Source organism: Micromonospora sp. URMC 105 (assembly GCF_051386295.1).
Lineage (GTDB): Bacteria > Actinomycetota > Actinomycetes > Mycobacteriales > Micromonosporaceae > Micromonospora.
Window position 1 is genome coordinate 1 of sequence record NZ_JBPQTL010000112.1, and the last position, 17,606, is coordinate 17,606.

At 75.3% G+C, this 17,606-nt stretch carries 11 protein-coding genes and 1 pseudogene; 4 read left to right on the plus strand and 8 right to left on the minus strand.

Annotation, left to right across the window (positions count from 1 at the left end; translation table 11 throughout):
- Positions 1-46 precede the first annotated feature (46 nt).
- From ACSNN7_RS25405 to pcaF, 3 genes are all read right to left on the minus strand, one after another.
- Positions 47-2,215: a putative bifunctional diguanylate cyclase/phosphodiesterase gene (locus ACSNN7_RS25405; protein ID WP_436683453.1), complete on the minus strand. Its 2,169-nt coding sequence runs from the start codon at positions 2,213-2,215 to the stop codon at positions 47-49.
- Between the two features lie 7 nt (positions 2,216-2,222).
- Positions 2,223-3,041, minus strand: a complete 819-nt coding sequence (locus ACSNN7_RS25410) for an SAM-dependent methyltransferase (protein ID WP_436683454.1) — start codon at positions 3,039-3,041, stop codon at positions 2,223-2,225.
- A gap of 238 nt (positions 3,042-3,279) precedes the next feature.
- On the minus strand, positions 3,280-4,485 hold the full coding sequence (pcaF, locus tag ACSNN7_RS25415) for a 3-oxoadipyl-CoA thiolase (protein ID WP_436683455.1): 1,206 nt from the start codon (positions 4,483-4,485) through the stop codon (positions 3,280-3,282).
- A gap of 110 nt (positions 4,486-4,595) precedes the next feature.
- Here pcaF and ACSNN7_RS25420 point away from each other — a divergent pair.
- From ACSNN7_RS25420 to ACSNN7_RS25435, 4 genes and pseudogenes are all read left to right on the plus strand, one after another.
- Positions 4,596-5,644, plus strand: a pseudogene (locus ACSNN7_RS25420) (glutathione S-transferase family protein).
- The gene (locus tag ACSNN7_RS25425; protein ID WP_436683464.1) at positions 5,623-6,225 is read left to right on the plus strand and encodes a DUF998 domain-containing protein; all 603 of its coding nucleotides are present in this window, start codon (positions 5,623-5,625) and stop codon (positions 6,223-6,225) included. Before ACSNN7_RS25420 ends, ACSNN7_RS25425 begins: the two are co-directional and overlap by 22 nt.
- A 205-nt stretch (positions 6,226-6,430) precedes the next feature.
- Complete coding sequence (locus ACSNN7_RS25430; protein WP_436683466.1) at positions 6,431-7,726, plus strand: dicarboxylate/amino acid:cation symporter; 1,296 nt, start codon at positions 6,431-6,433, stop codon at positions 7,724-7,726.
- A gap of 154 nt (positions 7,727-7,880) precedes the next feature.
- Positions 7,881-8,948, plus strand: coding sequence for an NADH:flavin oxidoreductase/NADH oxidase (locus ACSNN7_RS25435; protein ID WP_436683456.1), 1,068 nt, complete (start codon positions 7,881-7,883; stop codon positions 8,946-8,948).
- 331 nt (positions 8,949-9,279) lie between these two features.
- Here ACSNN7_RS25435 and ACSNN7_RS25440 read toward each other — a convergent pair whose 3' ends face one another.
- From ACSNN7_RS25440 to ACSNN7_RS25460, 5 genes are all read right to left on the minus strand, one after another.
- Positions 9,280-12,783, minus strand: coding sequence for an ATP-binding cassette domain-containing protein (locus tag ACSNN7_RS25440; protein ID WP_436683457.1), 3,504 nt, complete (start codon positions 12,781-12,783; stop codon positions 9,280-9,282).
- Between the two features lie 120 nt (positions 12,784-12,903).
- Positions 12,904-13,497, minus strand: a complete 594-nt coding sequence (locus ACSNN7_RS25445) for a TetR/AcrR family transcriptional regulator (RefSeq protein ID WP_179803608.1) — start codon at positions 13,495-13,497, stop codon at positions 12,904-12,906.
- A gap of 77 nt (positions 13,498-13,574) precedes the next feature.
- Entirely contained in the window at positions 13,575-15,725 is a 2,151-nt protein-coding gene (locus ACSNN7_RS25450) for a YhgE/Pip family protein (protein ID WP_436683459.1), read from the minus strand.
- Positions 15,722-16,549, minus strand: coding sequence for an ATP-binding cassette domain-containing protein (locus tag ACSNN7_RS25455; RefSeq protein WP_436683461.1), 828 nt, complete (start codon positions 16,547-16,549; stop codon positions 15,722-15,724). Before ACSNN7_RS25455 ends, ACSNN7_RS25450 begins: the two co-directional genes overlap by 4 nt.
- 121 nt (positions 16,550-16,670) lie before the next feature.
- The gene (locus ACSNN7_RS25460) at positions 16,671-17,510 is read right to left on the minus strand and encodes a GNAT family N-acetyltransferase (protein ID WP_436683462.1); all 840 of its coding nucleotides are present in this window, start codon (positions 17,508-17,510) and stop codon (positions 16,671-16,673) included.
- Between the last annotated feature and the right edge of the window lie 96 nt (positions 17,511-17,606).

Consider the following 17,606-nt stretch of genomic DNA (forward strand, 5'->3'; position numbering starts at 1 on the left):
GTGTACGACCCGGAGCGCAGCGCCGCCGACATCGCCCGCTCGGCGCTCACGCCGCCGCCTCCCCGCCGCGCAGCCGGGCGGTGATCTCCTCCGCCGGCATCGGCGGGCCGAACCAGCGCCCCTGGCCGGTGTCGCACCGCAGCGACCGCAGCCGTTCGGCCTGCGCCCCGGTCTCCACCGCCTCGGCGGTGACCGACAGCTCCAGCGCGTGCGCCAGCCGGACCAGGGCATCCACGATGCGCTCGTCCCGGTGGTCGGCCGGGGCGTCCGGGTCGTCGGCCCGGATCCCCTCGACGAAGGGTCCGGCCAGCTTCAGGCAGTGGATCGGCAGCCGCCGCAGGTACGCCAGGTTGGAGTACCCGGTGCCGAAGTCGTCGATGGCCAGCCGGACGCCCAGCCCGGCGAGCCGGCGCAGCGACCGCAGCGGCTCCCCGGCGGTGCCCATCACCGCGCTCTCGGTCAGCTCCAGCTGCAACAGCTCCGCCGGCAGGCCCGTCCGGCTCAACACGCTCGCCACGGTGTCGACGATGGCCGGGTCGTCGGCCTGCCGGGCGGCCAGGTTGACGCTGACCACCAGCCGCTGCGCCGGGAACTCGCGGTGCCAGGCCCGGGCGTCCCGGCAGGCCTGCCCCAGCACCCACTCGCCGAGACGCACGATCAGGCCGGTCTCCTCGGCCAGCCCGATGAACCGGTCCGGCCCGACCAGCCCCAGCTCCGGGTGCCGCCAGCGGACCAGCGCCTCCACCGCCAGCATCGCCCCGTCCAGCAGCGACACGATGGGCTGGTAGTGGATCACGAACTCGTCCCGGTCCAGGGCGGCCGGCAGCCCGGCGGCGAGCGCCGAGCGGGCGATGTCGGCGGCGCTGCGCTCCGGGTCGTACACCGCCCAGCGGCCCCGGCCCTCCGCCTTCGCCCAGTACAGAGTGGTGTCGGCGGCCTTCATCAGCTCGGAGGCGCTGGTCTCCGCCGCCGGGCACTCCACCACGCCGACGCTGGCCGAGACGGCCAGCTGCTGGTCGCCCACCAGCACCGGGGCGGAGACGGCCGCCAGGGCCAGCTCGGCCACACCGACGGCGTCGTCGAGCCCCTCGCCGCCGTCGACCAGGATGACGAACTCGTCGCCGCCCATCCGGGCGACCAGGTGACCCTGCCCGGCCACGCAGTCGGCCAGCCGGCGGGCGATGGTGATCAGCAGCCGGTCGCCGAGGTCGTGGCCGAGGCTGTCGTTGACCGCCTTGAAGCCGTCCAGGTCGAGGAAGCAGACGCCGATGCGCTGCTCCGGGCCGGCCCGGTGGAAGCACCGGCTGAGCGTCTCGAAGAACAGCGTCCGGTTGGGCAGGCCGGTCAGCGGGTCGTGCAGCGCCTGGAAGCGCAGGCGCTGCTGAAGCTCGTACCGCTCGGTGATGTCCTCGATCATCGCCACGGTGAACCGGGGACGGCCGTCGTCGTGGCGGATCAGCGAGACCGACAGGTCGGTCCAGACGACGGTGCCGTCCTTGCGGTGGTAGCGCTTCTCCACCCGGGCGTGGTCGTGCTTGCCCTCGATCAGTTCCTGGTAGAGCTCCCACATGCCGGCGGCGTCGTCGGCGTGGAACAGCGACGCCACGTTGAGCTGCCGCAGCTCCTCGCTGGGGTAGCCGAGCATGTCGGCGAAGGACTGGTTGACCTCGATGATCCGGCCGTCGATGCCGGCGATGCCGATGCCGATCGCCGCGCCGGTGAAGACCGCGCGGAAGCGCGCCTCGCTGTCGCGCAGCGCCCGTTCCACCGCGTCGCGGGCCTGCCACGCCGAGCGGGCGATGCGTTCCTGCTGGGCGAAGGTCCGGTTGCGCAGGGCACGGGCGAACCCGGCGGCGAGCGCCCCCTGCAACGCCGCCACCCGGGCGGCGGCGTCGGCCCGGTGCGCCCGGGCCGGCAGCACCTGCGCCAGGAACCGGTCACCGAGGGCGTGCACCGACCAGTCCAGCACCCGGGGCTCGGTGAGGTGCGCCTCCACCAGCGCCCGGCCCACGTCCTCCGCCGCGGTGGCGGAGAACTCGCCGGCCAGCACGGCCTGGCCCAGCCGTACGGTGTGGACGAGCAGCAGCCGCTCGGTCTCGGCCGCGCTCAGCGGCACGAAACCGAGCCGACGCACCGCCCTGGCCCACTCGGCGGCGTACCGCTGAGCGCCGGGGCGGTGCAGGTCGTCCCCGTCGAGATCCGGGACGCCGGCCATGTCGGGCTCAGCCGGCGGCGCGGACGTACCGGGCGACGCCGCCGAACGCGCCGAACCGCTCCGGGTGCTCGTCGACGTCGGAGGGTGAGTCGGGCCGCCACAGCGGCATGTGCACCACGCCCGGCTCCAGGATCGTCCAGTCGCCGAAGAAGCCGGTGACCTGGGCACGGGAGCGCAGCGTGATCTCGGTGGCGGTACGCGCCGACAGCCGCTGCGCGTCGAGCATCTCCTGCGGCTGGTCCTCGAAGGTGGAGTGGGAGAGGACCAGGAAGCTGCCCGGCACGGCGGCGGCCCGCAGGGCGGCGAGGATGTCGCCCGGGCGGTCGGCGTCCGGGACGAAGTGGACCACCCCGGCGAGCAGGATGCCGACCGGGCGGCTGAAGTCGATCAGGCCGCTGGCCCGGGCCTCGTCCAGGATCAGCTTCGGCTCCCGCAGGTCGGCGTGGATCGCGGTGGCCCGGTCGTTGCCGGCCAGCAGTTCCAGGCTGTGCGCCACCGCCACCGGGTCGATGTCGACGTAGACGATCCGGGCCTGCGGGTTGGCGGCCTGCGCCACCTCGTGCACGTTGCCGACGGTCGGGATGCCCGAGCCGATGTCGAGGAACTGGTCGATGCCGGCGTCGAGCAGCACCCGGACGGCCCGGCGCAGGAACTCCCGCCCGGAGCGCATGGTGGCCGCCAGGTTCGGGGTCATGCCGGCGATCTGCTCGGCGAGCTGCCGGTCGATCTCGAAGTTGTGCGCACCGCCGAGGAAGTAGTCGTAGACGCGGGCCGCGCTCGGCCGGCTCAGGTCTATCTCGGCGGGAAGTCCGTCCGGCATCTGCATCGCTTCGCCCCAGTTCGTCGCCGCGGCGCGGGAGGGCACCGGTGTCCGGACGCGCGCGGACACGCGGAGGCGACACCGGCCGACCCGCGGATCGTGTGGTGCTGACCACTCTATGCGCGTCCGCGCAAGCGCGGGAGATCCACATTCGGGCACGAGATCCCGCGCCCGCCCGCAGCGGCCGGGACCTGGCGGCGCCCCGGTCTCTGCGGCACGCCGACGCGTACGCGCCGCGCGTGGGTCAGGCGGCGGACTCCAGCATCAGCGCGATGCCCTGCCCCACCCCGATGCACATGGTGGCCAGCGCCCGCCGGCCGCCCCGGCGCCGCAGCTCCAGGGCGGCGGTCAGCGCCAGCCGGGCGCCGCTGGCGCCGAGCGGGTGGCCGAGCGCGATGGCGCCGCCGTTGGGGTTGACGTGCTCGGCGTCCTCCGGCAGGCCCAGCTCGCGCAGCACGGCCACGCCCTGGGCCGCGAACGCCTCGTTCAGCTCCACCACGTCGACCTCGCTCAGGCCCACACCGAGGCGGTCCAGGAGCTTGCGGGTGGCCGGCACCGGGCCGATGCCCATGATCCGCGGCGGTACGCCGGCCGCGGCGGCCCCGCCGAGCCGCGCCAGCGGGGTCAGCCCGTACCGGGCGACCGCCGCCTCGGAGGCGACCAGCAGCGCCACCGCGCCGTCGTTCACGCCGGAGGAGTTGCCGGCGGTCACCGTGCCGCCGTCGCGGAACGGGGTGGGCAGCGCGGCGAGCTTCTCCAGCGAGGTCTCCCGGGGGTGCTCGTCGACCTCGACCAGCTTCGTCTCGCGCCGCCCGGCCGGCACGGTCACCGGCACGATCTCCTCGGCGAACCGGCCGTCGGCCTGCGCCTTGGCGGCCCGCTGCTGGGAACGCAGCGCGAACTCGTCCTGCGCGAGCCGGTCCACGCCGAACTCGGCGGCCACGTTCTCCGCCGTCTCCGGCATCGAGTCGATGCCCCAGCCGGCCTTCATCAGCGGGTTCACCAGCCGCCAGCCGATGGTGGTGTCGTACACCTCGGCGGTGCGGGCGAACGGCGTCGCCGCCTTCGGCATCACGAAGGGCGCGCGGCTCATGCTCTCCACGCCACCGGCCACCACCAGGTCGGCCTCGCCGGCCACGATGGAGCGGGCGGCGATGGCCAGCGCGTCCAGCCCGGAGCCGCAGAGCCGGTTGACGGTGCTGCCGGGCACCTCCTCGGGCAGCCCGCCGAGCAACGCCGCCATCCGGGCGACGTTGCGGTTATCCTCGCCGGCCTGGTTGGCGCAGCCGAGCACCACGTCGTCGGTGCGGGCCCAGTCCACCGACGGGTGGCGGGCGACCAGCTCGCGGATCACGTGCGCGGCCAGGTCGTCGGGGCGGACCCCGGCGAGGGCGCCGGCGTACCGGCCGATCGGGGTGCGGACTCCGGCCACGAGGTATGCCACGGTCATCGGCGCTGTCCTTCGGGGGTGGGAAGGGGCTCGGCGGCGGCGCGTCGGCCCGGGTCGCGGGGACGCCCGAGCGCCAGGATATCCGCGCGCCGAGCGGATAGGTTGACGGCATGGCCCGGGCCCAGTTCAGCGCAGAGACCGCCGGCGGGGGTGCCTTCGTCCGCCAGCCCAACCGGTTCACCGGTCGGGTCACCCCGCACTCGACCTCCCCGCCCGGAGGCGGGCCGGACGAGCAGGACCGCTGGCCACTGGAGGCGGGCCGCTACCGGCTGATCTGGTGCCGGGCCTGCCCGTGGGCGCACCGGGCGCGGATCGTGCGCAACCTGCTCGGCCTGGCGGACGTCATCTCGCTGGGCACGGTCGACCCGATCCGGGACGAGCGGGGCTGGCGGTTCAGCCTCGACCCGGACGGCTTCGACCCGGTGCTGGGCATCGGTTTCCTCTCCGACGCGTACCTGGCCACCGACCCGGACTACACCGGGCGAGTGACCGTGCCGGCGCTGGTCGACACGCTCACCGGGCGGGTGGTCACCAACGACTACCCCCAGCTCACGCTGGACTTCTCCACCGAGTGGCGGCGCTTCCACGCACCGGACGCGCCGGATCTCTACCCGGTCCAGCTGCGCCCGGAGATGGACGCGCTGATGGCCGAGATCCACGCCGACGTCAACAACGGGGTCTACCGGTGCGGCTTCGCCACCTCGCAGGAGGCGTACGACGAGGCGTACACCGCGCTCTTCGCCCGGCTGGACGCGCTGTCGGAGCGGCTCGCCGGGCGCCGCTACCTGATGGGCGAGCAGATCACCGAGGCGGACGTGCGGCTTTTCACCACGCTGGTCCGCTTCGACGTGGCGTACCACGGGCACTTCAAGTGCAACCGGCAGAAGCTGACCGAGATGCCGGTGCTCTGGGCGTACGCCCGGGACCTGTTCCAGACGCCGGGCTTCGGAGAGACGGTCGACTTCGACCACATCAAGCGGCACTACTACGCCACCCACGAGATGATCAACCCGACCCGCGTCGTGCCGCTCGGCCCGGACCTGCACGGCTGGACGACGCCGCACGGGCGTGGCTGAGCCGGACCGGGCCGTCCGCCCCGCCCGGGTCGCCGCCGCGTCCGCCGCCGCCGGCTGCCTGCTGGCCGGCACGGTCGCGGTGACCGTCGCCGTGGTCGCCGGTCCCGGTCCGGGCCTGACCGGGTACGTCAGCGAGGCCGGCGTCACCGCCAGCCGCTACGCCCCGACGTACCGGATCGGGGTCTTCGCGCTGGCCGCGGCGCTGCTGCTGCTCGCCGCCGCGCTCCCGGCGGCGCTGCGGGCCGCCGCGGTGCTGCTCGGCGCGGGCAGCGTGTTCACCCTGCTCTCCGGGGTGGTGCGGTGCAGCGCCGGCTGTCCGCTGCCGCCGTTCGAGGCGGCGACGGTGGCGGACCTGGTGCACGGCGGTTCGAGCATCGCGGCGGTGGCGGCGGTGGTCTTCGCGATGCTGGCGCTGGCCTGGTCCCGGGCGGCACCGGCCGCGTTGCGGCGGGTCTCGGCCCTGGGCGGGGCGCTGGCCATGCCGCTCTCCGGTGCGATCGCGCTGGCCATGCTGGTCGTCGGGCGGGGCGGGCTGGTGGGTGGCCTGGAGCGGGTGCTGCTGGCGGTGACCGTCGGCTGGGGCCTGGCGGCGGCGACGGTGCTGGGCCTGCGCCGGGAGCCGGCCGTGACGAAGCGGTCAACGGACCGGAAACACCCTCTGTAAGGAGCCTCACGCCCTGCGCTCCTTCCAGTTGCGCACCGGCCGCGAGTAGCCTCGGCGAGCGATGACCAATGTCTGGCACCTCACCGTGCGCCTGTACGTCGATCTCCGACTGCAGGCCAGCGGCGTCTGTCCGGCGCAGCCGCTCTCCTGACGCTGCCCCGTTCCGACCCTCTCCAGTCTTGGACACATCCCCATGCCTTCCGCCCTGCGCAAGATCCCCTTTTCCGTGCAGATCCTGCTCGGCCTCGTCCTCGGCGTGGCGCTCGGCTTCGTCGCCCGCGCCAACGACCTGAGCTGGCTGGCCGGCACCCTCGACACCGTCGGCGGCCTCTTCGTCCAGCTGCTCAAGCTGGCCGTCCCGCCGCTGGTCTTCACCGCCATCGTGGTCAGCGTGGTCAGCCTGCGCGGGGTGGCCAACGCCGCCCGGCTGGCCCTCAAGACGCTGCTCTGGTTCGGCGCCACCGCCCTGATCGCGGTCGCCCTCGGCATCGGCCTCGGCCTGCTGACCGACCCGGGCAGGGGGGTCACCCTCGACCTGGCCGGTGCCACCGCCCCGAAGAAGACCGGCTCCTGGACCGACTTCCTCACCGGCATCGTGCCGACCAACCCGGTGGGCGCGTTCGTCGAGGGCAACGTGCTCCAGATCGTCTTCCTCGCCCTGGTGGTGGGCGCCGCCGCGCTGCTGGTCGGCGAGGCCGCCGAGCCGTTCGTGGCGCTCAACCGCGCGCTGCTGGAGATCGTGCAGAAGGCGCTCTGGTGGGTCATCCGGCTCGCCCCGATCGGCACCCTCGGCCTGATCGGCAACGCCGTCGCCTCGTACGGCTGGGACCTGATCGCCCCGCTGGCGAAGTTCACCACCGCCGTCTACGTCGGCTGCGCGATCGTGCTCTTCGTGGTCTACCCGCTGCTGCTGGTGGCGGTCGGGCGGCTCAACCCGCTGCGCTTCTTCGCCGGCGCCTGGCCGGCCATCGAGCTGGCCTTCGTCTCCCGCTCCTCGGTGGGCACCATGCCGGTGACCCAGCGCTCCGTCGAGCGCCTCGGCGTCCCCCGCGAGTACGCCTCCTTCGCGGTGCCCTTCGGCGCCACCACGAAGATGGACGGCTGCGCGTCGATCTACCCCGCCCTGGCGGCGATCTTCGTCGCGCAGATCTTCGGGGTGGACCTGGGCGTCACCGACTACCTGCTGATCGCCTTCGTCTCGGTGGTCGGCTCGGCGGCCACCGCCGGCCTCACCGGCGCGACCGTGATGCTCACCCTGACCCTCAGCACGCTGGGCCTGCCGCTGGCCGGCGCCGGTCTGCTGCTGGCCATCGACCCGATCCTGGACATGATCCGCACCGCCACCAACGTGGCCGGGCAGGCGCTGGTGCCGACCATCGTCGCCGCCCGGGAGGGCACCCTGGACCGCGCCGCGTACGACTCGGCCGGTCGGCGTGAGCTGATCGACGCCGAGGAGCAGCGGCCGACCCGCTCCGACGAGTTGGCCCCGGTTCCCGCCTGAGCCGTTCTCCGGGTGCGTTTCCGGTCGCTCCGGTGGCCGGAAACGCACCCGAGCCCGTGGACGGCCGGACTGCATCCGGCTCCGCACGCACCACCGGACCCGCCGGGCCCTCCCCGGCGGGTCCCGCCCGTCGCCTCTGCCGGAGGATCACCTCATGAGTGCCCTGTTCACCCCGCTGACCCTGCGCGCGGTCACCCTGCCCAACCGGGTCGCCCTCGCCCCGATGTGCCAGTACAGCGCCGGCCCGGACGGCCTGCCCACCGACTGGCACCGGGTCCACCTCGGCTCGCGCGCCGTCGGCGGTGCCGGCCTGATCCTCACCGAGGCCACCGCGGTCGTTCCCGAGGGTCGGATCAGCCCGCAGGACACCGGGCTCTGGTCCGACGCCCACGTCGACGCCTGGCGGCCGGTCACCGGATTCGTCGCCGCGCAGGGCGCGGTGCCGGCGGTGCAGCTCGCGCACGCCGGGTTCAAGGCCTCGACGTACCGGCCGTGGGCCGAACGGCGCGGCGGCGTGCCGGACGCCGAGGGCGGCTGGACCCCGGTCGGCCCCGGCAGCGAGCCGTTCCTCCCCGACTACCGCCGGCCGGCCGCGCTCGACGAGGCCGGGATCGCCCGCGTGGTGTCCGCGTTCGCCACCGCCGCCGGCCGGGCCGTGGACGCCGGCTTCGAAGCGGTGGAGATCCACGCCGCCCACGGCTACCTGCTGCACGAGTTCCTGTCCCCGCTGACCAACCACCGCACCGACGGCTACGGCGGCGACCGGAGCGCCCGGATGCGGCTCACCCTGGAGGTGGCCCGCGCGGTCCGCGCCACCGTCGGCGAGCGGGTGCCGGTGCTGACCCGGATCTCGGCCACCGACTGGGTCGAGGGCGGCTGGACCGTCGACGACAGCGTCGTGCTCGCCGGTGAACTCGCCGCCGCCGGGGTCGACCTGGTCGACGCCTCCTCCGGCGGGGCGGCCGCCCGGGCGAGCATCCCGGTCGGCCCCGGCTACCAGGTGCCGCTCGCCGCCCGGATCCGGCGCGACGCCGGGGTCCTCACCGGCGCGGTCGGCCTGATCGTCGAGCCGGAGCAGGCCGAGCAGATCGTCGCCGGCGGCGAGGCGGACCTGGTGCTGCTCGGCCGGGAACTGCTCCGGGACCCGTACTGGCCCCGCCGTGCCGCCGCCAAGCTCGGCGCCCACCCCGCCTGGCCCGACCAGTACGACCGCGCCTTCTGACCTCCGCGCGTGGACACCGCCCCACCCGGCCCACGACCGGCCCATGGCCGGCCCCGTTTGCGGCGTGTCGGGGTATCCCGCCTCGCGGACACCCCGACACGCCGCAAACAGGAGCCGACCGCCGCCGGGAGCGGCGCGATCCCGCCCGTGCTGGGCGCGGCCCTGCCGAAGACCCGCCGACAGCCGACCCGCAGGCCGATTTGCGGTGTGTCGGGGTGTTCCGCCGCGCAGACACCCCGACACGCCGCAAATGGGGGCGGTTGCGCGCCGGGGCGGGGGCGGCACGGGACGGGCCGGGCACGGGACGGGCCGGGGCCGAGCGCGCCGCCGGTCAGCCGGCCAGGTGGCTCCAGTCGTCCTCGAGGTCCCGCCAGGGGCCCTGGGCGGCGACCACCCCGTCCTGCAGCACCACCACGCGGTCGGCCCGGACCAGCGCCGCCCGCTTCGACGTCGAGCCGACCACGGTCACCCCGTGCTCGCGCAGCGCCGCCCAGAGCGCCAGCTCGGTGGTGACGTCCAGCGCGGACGAGACGTCGTCGGCGACCAGCAGCTCGGTACGCGGCGCCAGCGCCCGGGCCAGCGCCAACCGCTGCAACTGCCCGCCGGAGAGCCGGGTCCCCTTGTGCCCGATGAGCAGGCCGAGCCCGCCCCCGGCCGCGGCCAGGTCGTGGTCGAGCTGCGCGGTGGCCACCGCCCCGGCCGCGTCGACCTCGTGGCCGAGCGCGATGTTGTCGGCGACCGTGCCGGAGAGCACCCGGGGCAGCTGCCCGACGTACCCGACCTGCTGCGGGCGCAGGAACAGCTCCGGCTCGGTCACCGGTTCGCCGTTCCAGCGCAGGCTGCCGGTGTGGTGCACGATCCCGGCCAGGGCGCGCAGCAGCGAGGACTTGCCGGAGCCGACCGGCCCGACGACCAGCACCAGCTGACCCCGGTCCACGGTCAGGTCGACGTCGCGCACCGCCAGGGTGCCGTCGGAGTGCAGCGCACCGAAGCCGGCCAGTTCCAGCCGGCGCAGCGGACGCCGGGCCGGCGGCACGGGCGCGGGCGCGGTGCCGGCGGCCAGGTCCACCCCGGGCACCGCCGCCGAGTACGTCCCGACCCCGCACATCGCCGTCGTCCGCCGGGTCCACACCCGGGCCGACGGGTAGTGCGAGACCAGCGAGGCGGTGGTCCAGGCGAACCAGCGGGCCGCGCCGAGGGTGGAGACCGCCACCAGCGTCGCCCCGGCGGAGAGCCCGCCGGCCAGGTAGAGCGCCCACGCGCCGATCGGCAGCAGGCCGCTGACCAGCGACGGAGTGGACCGCGCCCACACCTGTGCGGAGATCTCCCGGCGCTGCCGGTCGCTGCGCACGGTGTCCAGCGCCGCCAGGTGGGTCAGCACCGGCCGGGTCGCGCCGGCGAGCTTCACCGTGCGGGCCGAGGAGAGCGCCGAGACCAGCGCGGTGGCGAAGGCCGCCCGCGCCGCGACGGTGCCCCGCGCGGACCGCTCCAGCCGGGGCCCGAACAGCGTCGCCGCCAGCCCGGAGACCACCATCGTCCCGACGAAGAAGAGCGCCGGTACGAGGCTGCCGGTCACCGCGGTCATGGTGGCCACGATCGCCAGGGCGATGAACTGGTCCATCAGGTTGTCGGCGAGCTGCACCACCCGCTCGGTGTCGCCGCCCTGGGCGACCACCTCCGCCGGGGTGTGCCCGCTGACCCGGCGCGCCCCGGTCTGCCCGTGCACCAGGCGCAGGCTGATCCGCAGCATCTGGCGTACCCACCACTGGGGGAACCACAGGTTCGTGAAGAAGGGCAGCGGCAGGACGACCAGCAGCGCGGCGGCGATGCCGAGCGCGGGCAGCCACGGGCTGCCGCCGTCGACCACGTCGGCCCAGAGCCAGGGCAGCACCGCGCCGTCCAGGCCGAGCAGCGTCATGGCGACGAACATGGCGACCGAGACCAGGCCGTACCTCGGGTCGTTGGTGCCCAGCCGGAGGATCTCCCGCATGGTGCGCGCGGGTGGCGCGGCGGGCAGTGGCGGCGGGTCGGCCTTCGGCACGGCCACGGTGGCCGGCCGCGCCACTTCCACCGGCGCGGCCGCCGGGGCGTCGGCCTCCCACGGATCGCGCGGCCCGGGCAGCAGGTCCACCCCGCCCCGAGCGGCGCCGGCCGGGGCGTACGCGGCGGCGTGGCTGCTGGCCAGCAGCTCGGCGAAGCGTTGCGACTCGCGCAGCGGCCCGGCCTCCAGCACCGCCCCGTCGGCCATCACCACCACCTCGTCGCAGCGGCGCACCGAGGAGAGCCGGTGGGCGATGACGATGCCGATCCGGTCGGTGAGCAGCCGCTCGGTGGCCTGGCGTACCCGGGTCTCGGTGACCGGGTCCAGCCGCGCGGTCGCCTCGTCGAGGATCACCACGTGCGGGTCGCGGACCAGGATCCGGGCGAACGCCACCAGCTGTTCCTGCCCGGCCGACAGCACGTGCCCGCCCTCGCCCAGCCGGGTCCGGACGCCGTCGGGCAGCTCCGCGATCCAGCCGGCCAGCCCCAGCTCCTCCAGCGCCCGGGTGGCGTCGTCGAGCAGGTCGGGGTCGAAGAGCGCGACGTTCTCGGCGAGCGTCCCGGCCAGGATCTCGGTGCGCTGCGGGACCACGGCGACCCAGCGGCGCAGCTGCTCGACGTCCAGGTCGACCAGGTCGGTGTCGCCGAGGAAGACCGTGCCGCGCGGCACGTCGACCGCGCGGGTGAGCACCTTGGCCAGGGTCGACTTGCCCGATCCGGTCCGCCCGACCAGCGCGTACGACCGGCCGCGGGCGAAGGTGAGCCGGATGTCGCGCAGCGCCGGCCCCCGGTCGCCGTCCCCGCCGGCCGGGTAGTGGAAGGTGAGCCCGCGCACGGTCAGGTCGCCGTCGGCCGGGGCCGCCCCGCCGACGGGTTCCTGGCGGGCGTCGGAGAGCAGTTGCACCCGGGCCCACGCGCCGAGCGCGTACTGCAGGTGGGGCACCCAGCGGGCGAGGTGTTCGACGGTGGCCCCGAAGGCGATGGCCAGCAGCCAGATCGCGGTGAGCCGGGCGCCGTCGATGCGGCCGGTGGCCAGCGCCCAGGCGCCGCCGAGGACGACGGCGGCGATGCCGGCGCGGACCGCACCGGCGGCGATCGTGGTGACCCGGGCGGACATCAGGAACACCCGCCGGCACCGGGCCAGCACCTCGGCGGCCCGCCGGGCGTAGAGGCGCAGCACGTACGGGCGGGCCAGGCTGGTCCGCACGTCGTCCTGGCCGTGGACCGCCTCCTCCATCACGGCGGCGAGGTCCGACCAGGCCTCCTCCTCGGCCATCCGGGCCGGGGCGATGCGCGCGGTGGGGCGGCGCAGCGCGACGCCGAGCAGCGCGGTGAGCAGGACCATGCCGACCCCGGCCGGCCACCAGACGAAGAGGGCGCTCACCGTGGCCAGCAGGCAGACCGCCAGCCCCTGGACGAGCCGGACGCCGGTGTTCCGCAGCTCGGAGGCGACCTGGTAGACGTCGTTGTCGATGCGGTCCAGCAGCTCGCCGACCGGGGTGGTCTCCAGGGTGGTGAGGTCCTGACCGAGCGCCACCCGGCACAGCCGCCGGCGGACGTCGGCGGACCAGTCGGCGGTGAGCCCGGCCATCAGCAGGCCGATGACGAGGTCGCTGAGCACGGCGGCGACCAGCGCCAGCACCAGCAGGGCGAAGAAGCCGGTGGACCGGTGCACCAGGACCGGGCCGGCCAGAGCCGCGGCGGCGGCCTGCCCGGCGGCCCCGAGCACGATCAGCACGACCACCACCGCCATCCGGCGTGGCGCGGTGACCCAGAGATCACGGAGCAGGCGCATGGGAGGGTCCCTCCGGGACTCGGGGTGGTGGCGGTAGGTCCAGCCTGGTCCTCGGGCCGCGACCATTCAACGCATTTACCGCGCCCCGGCCGCCTGCGACCTGCCCGGATGTGTCGAAGGTCAGGTCTGGGCGACCCGCCGGACGATGCCGAGCAGCGCCTCCTGTACGTCCTCGATCGGCCGGTCGGGCTGGAAGACCAGCCAGTCCACGGCCACCACCAGGCCGACGCCGAACAGCGCCGAGGAGGCGGTCCGCACGTCCAGGTCGGCGGGGAGGTCCCCGCTGGCCACCCCGGCTCGGACCGTGTCGGCGATCACCTCGATCGCCTCGCCGCGCAGCAGCCGCAGGGTCTGCTGCCACTCGCGGTTGGTCCGCCACATCTCCGACAGCAGCAGCTGCGCGAAGGCCCGGTAGCGCCGGATGTACTCCAGCTCGGCCCGGACCAGGGCGGCGAGCGCCTCGCGCGGCGGCAGGCCGGCCACCGCGGCCCGGAAGTCGGCGGTCAGCAGGCCGATGCCGTGCCGCAGCAGTTCCTCGAAGAGGACCGTCTTGGACTCGAAGTTGTAGTAGACGGTGCCCTTGGCCACCCCGGCGCGAGCCGCGATGTCGTCCACCGTGGTGGCGGAGAAGCCCTGCTCGGCGATGAGTTCCACCGCCGCCACGAAGAGGCGCTGCCGGGTGTCCTCCCGCCGCCGCGACCGTCCGTCCGTCACTCGCCCTCCCCGTCCGCCCGACCGGCCCGTACCGCAGAAGGCGTGCTCTCGTACCGCCGTCCGGCCCATCAGCATCCTCACATGGTCAGTTCGGGGTGCAGCTTGGCCGGGGTCAGTCGCCGGGACCGGCGCGCCGCGCCGACGGTGAGCAGCAGCGCCGCCGAGCCGAAGGCGGCGACGATCAGGGCGGCGGTGAGCACGGTCGCCGACGACCCGCCGTTGACGGTGTGCCGCAGCCCCTGCACCACGTACGTCATCGGCAGCCAGGGGTGGATCGCCTGGAAGAAGCCGGGCGAGGTCTGGACCGGGTAGGTGCCGCCGGAGGAGGTGAGCTGGAGCATCAGCAGCGCCAGCGAGGCGAGCCGACCGGCCGGCCCGAGCTGCGCGCCGAGCCACTGCATGATCGCGGTGAAGGCCAGCGAGATGAGGGCGAGCAGCCCGAGCGTCGCCGCCGGGTGCGCCGGGTCGAGGCCGAGCACCAGGGTGACCACGGTGAAGAGCACCCCGGCCTGGGCCAGCCCGATCGCCGCGGCGGGCAGCCAGCCGGCGAGCGCGACCCGCCAGGCGGGCGCGTCGGACATCACGTGCCGCCGGTTCACCGGCCGCAGCAGCATGTACGTGATCATCGCGCCGACCCAGAGTGCCAGCCCGAGGAAGTACGGGGCGAAGCCGACGCCGTACGAGCCGGCGGGGTGCTCCGATGTGCGGTTGAGCGAGACCGGGTCACCGAGGATGCCGGCGCGGTCGGCCGCGTCGTCGTACCCGGGGATCTTCTTCTCCCCCGCGGCCAGCCCGTCGGCGAGCCGGCCGGCGCCGCCCTCCAGCTTGGTCAGGCCGGCGGCGAGGCGGTCGCCGCCGCCGCTGAGCCGGGCGAGCCCGCCGTCGAGGTCACGGGCGCCGGTGGCGAGCCGGAACAGCCCGCCCCGCAGCTCGCGGGCCCCACCGGCGGCTTCGCCCAGCCCGTCCCGCAGTTCGGCGTTGCCCTTCGCGATCTTGTCGATGGCGTCCGCGAGCCGGTGCACCTTGGTTTTGGCACCGGCCACGTCGTCGGCGAGGTGCGGCGCGGCGGCGGCCACCTCGCGGGCCGCGGCGGCGACCTCCCGCATCTGCTTCTGCAGCGCGGCCAGGTCGGTCCGGTCGATGGTGGCGGCCAGTTCCTCGGCCCGGGCGACGGCCTTGCCGGCGGCGGCGCGGGCGGCGGTGACGGCCGGGTCGTCGGCGAGTTCGGGGTGCGCCGCGACGAGCGCGTCGAGCCGGTCGGCGACCTTGCGCGCCTGGGTCAGCACGTCGTCGGCCTGCTCCGGCAGCGTGTCCAGCCCGCCGGCCAGCGCGTCGGCGCCCTCGGCGATGACGGTGGCGGCGGTGCCGATCTCGTCGGCGTTGTCGCGCAGGAACGGCTCGGCCCGGTCGGCGAGGGCGTCCACCTTGTCGGCGGCGGCCCGGGTGGCGGTGGCCGCCTGGGCGCTGCCGTCGGCGAGCTGGGTCGCCCCGGTGCGGAGCTTGTCGAGGCCGGAGGAGAGCTGGTCGATGCCCTGGGCGCCGCGGTCCAGCCCGTCGGCGAGCTGCCCCGCGCCGGCCTCCGACCGGTTCAGCCCGTCGACGAGCTGCCCGGCACCGTCCTGCGAGGCGCCGAGCCCGTCGACGAGCTGCCCGGCGCCGTCGGCGGCCCGGCCGGTCTCGGCCTTGAGGTCGGTGAAGCCGACCAGCATCTTGTCGAAGTAGCCGCTGGCGGTGCTCTCCGCGGCGGCGGCCCGGATCTCGCTGAACGCGGAGCGGCCCAGCAGGCCGGAGAGGTAGTTGGTGGCGTCGTCGTTGACCACCCTCAGCTCGCCGCGCCGGGCCGGCTGGTCCGGCTCCGGGGTGGCGACCAGGGTGGCGGAGAAGTCCGCCGGGATGGAGAAGACCAGGTGGTAACGGCCGCTGCGCAGCCCGGCGGCGGCGTCGTCGGCGGTGGTCACGGTCCAGCCGAAGACCTTGCGGTCGAGCAGCTCGTCGGTGAGGTCCTGTCCGGCGTGCACCACGCTGCCGTCGCCGGCGGTGGCGGGCCGGTCGGCGTTGACCAGCGCCACCGGGATCCGGTCCAGATGCGCGTACGGGTCCCAGAAGGCGTAGAGGTAGAGGGCGCCGTAGAGCAGCGGGATCACGGTGAGCACGGCGAGCGCGGCGCGGGGCAGCCGGCCCCGGGTCAGCCGGCGCAGCTCGAAGCGGGCGAGGCGGAAGACGCTCATCGGTGCACCTCGGTGTCGGGGGCGGCGGGGTCGGCGGTCGCGGCGTCTTCCGGGCCGGCATCGGCTGCGGCCTGCGGATCGGCGGTCGCGGGGACGGCCTGGGCGGGAACGGCGACGGTGCGCGCGGGGACGGCGGCGGCCGGGAGGCTCAGGTCGGGACGGACCGGCAGCGACGGGTCACCGATCCGGTGCACGACGGCCGGGGCGCCGGGCTCGACCGCGCGGGCGCTGGCCACCACCGCGTACCCCTGGCCGGCGAGGCGGGCCAGGGCGGCCCAGAGCCAGGCCCGTTCCGGGGCGTCCGAGCCGGCGTCCACGTCGTCGGCGACGATCAGGCTCGGGCCGCTCAGGGTGGCCAGGACCAGGCCGAGGACCTGCCGCTGCTGCGGGGTGAGGTCGCGGCCGCGCACGTCCGGATCGAGGGGTACGTCGGTGAAGCCCGCCCCGGAGATCGCGGCGGCGAAGGCGTCCCGCCGGTACGCCCGCCGGGCCCGGACGGCGGCCACCGGCACCAGCTGCCGACGGCGGCGCGGTACGGGCCCGAGCAGCAGCAGCCGCTCCTGGATATGCTCGGCGACGGTGAGCGCGGGATCGGGCTCGTGCACCCCGGCGACCTGGCCGAGCGCGGCCGGTCCGCGGGTGCGCAGGGTGCCCTCGTTGTGCGGGAAGCGGCCGGCCAGGGCGAGCAGCAGGGAGGTACGCCCGCTGCCGGGCGGCCCGGTGACGGCGTGCAGCTCACCCGCCTCGGCCGTCAGGTCGACGTCCCGGTACACCCAGCCCCGGCGGGTACGCAGGCCGAGCCCGCGCGCCTCGACGATCTTCATCCACCATCCCGACATGCTTGTACTGACTGGTCAGTATAAAAACATGCCCAGCCTAGCGCCGCGCGTCCGGTTCTCGGATCTCCGGCGGGCGTGATCCCCGCCATGGCCGGCGAGAAGGCCGTCAGAACAGCACGGTGGCGAGGGTGCCGACCGGCCGGAAGCCGCAGCGCTCGTAGACCCGGCGGGCCGGCAGGTTGAAGTCGTTGACGTAGAGGCTCACGGTCGGCGCGACCCGCAGCAGCGCATCGCGCACCACCGCCGCCATCGCCGCCGTGGCGATCCCCCGCCCCCGCCACTCGGGCGCCACCCAGACCCCCTGCACCTGGGCGGTACGCCGGGTCACCACCGCCAGCTCCGCCTTGAAGACCACCCGGCCGTCGGCGAAGCGGGCGTACGCCCGGCCGGCCCGCACCAGGTCGGTCACCCGCCGCCGGTAGGCCCGTCCGCCGTCCTCGGCCAGCGGCGAGACGCCGACCTCCTCGGTGTACATGGCCACCGCCGCCGGGAAGAGCCGGTCGATCTCGTTGCCGCGCACCCGGCGCACCTGCGGATCGCCGGCCACCGGGGGCAGCGCGTCGGTGGCCAGCAGCGGCTGGTTGGGGCGGACGTCCCGGGCCGGGCCCCAGTGGTCGGAGAGCCGGTCCCAGAGGCCGAGCACCGCGTCGGCCCGCCCGACGATCGAGGAGCAGAGCCGCTCCTCGGCGGCGAGCTGGTCGGCGAAGGCGGCGACGGCCGGCTCCGAGGCGAGCACCGGGGTGAGGTTGCCGCCCAGCCAGCAGATCGACTCCAGGTTGCGCCGGCCCCCGTACCCCAGGATCCGCCCCTCGGCCCGCCACCAGGCGAGGCCGCGGGCGGCGACCCGCTCGGCGACCTGCGCGCCCGCGAAGGGGTCGAGGTCGAGCAGCCGCTCGACCGCGCGGCGCTCCGACTCCCCCAGTTGGCGTACCGGCATCGTCAGCACGGCTACCAGCCTGCCAGACGCGGGCGGCCGCCCGCTGGCCGACGCCGTCAGCCGCTGCCCACTCGCCACCTAGACGGGGCCTCCGCCCCGCCCACC

Coding starts and splice junctions, on each gene's coding strand:
- ACSNN7_RS25405 (WP_436683453.1), bottom strand. CDS start 2,215: ATGGCCGGCGTCCCGGATCTCGACGGGGACGACCTGCACCGCCCCGGC.
- ACSNN7_RS25410 (WP_436683454.1), bottom strand. CDS start 3,041: ATGCAGATGCCGGACGGACTTCCCGCCGAGATAGACCTGAGCCGGCCG.
- pcaF (WP_436683455.1), bottom strand. CDS start 4,485: ATGACCGTGGCATACCTCGTGGCCGGAGTCCGCACCCCGATCGGCCGG.
- ACSNN7_RS25435 (WP_436683456.1), top strand. CDS start 7,881: ATGAGTGCCCTGTTCACCCCGCTGACCCTGCGCGCGGTCACCCTGCCC.
- ACSNN7_RS25440 (WP_436683457.1), bottom strand. CDS start 12,783: ATGCGCCTGCTCCGTGATCTCTGGGTCACCGCGCCACGCCGGATGGCG.
- ACSNN7_RS25450 (WP_436683459.1), bottom strand. CDS start 15,725: ATGAGCGTCTTCCGCCTCGCCCGCTTCGAGCTGCGCCGGCTGACCCGG.
- ACSNN7_RS25455 (WP_436683461.1), bottom strand. CDS start 16,549: ATGAAGATCGTCGAGGCGCGCGGGCTCGGCCTGCGTACCCGCCGGGGC.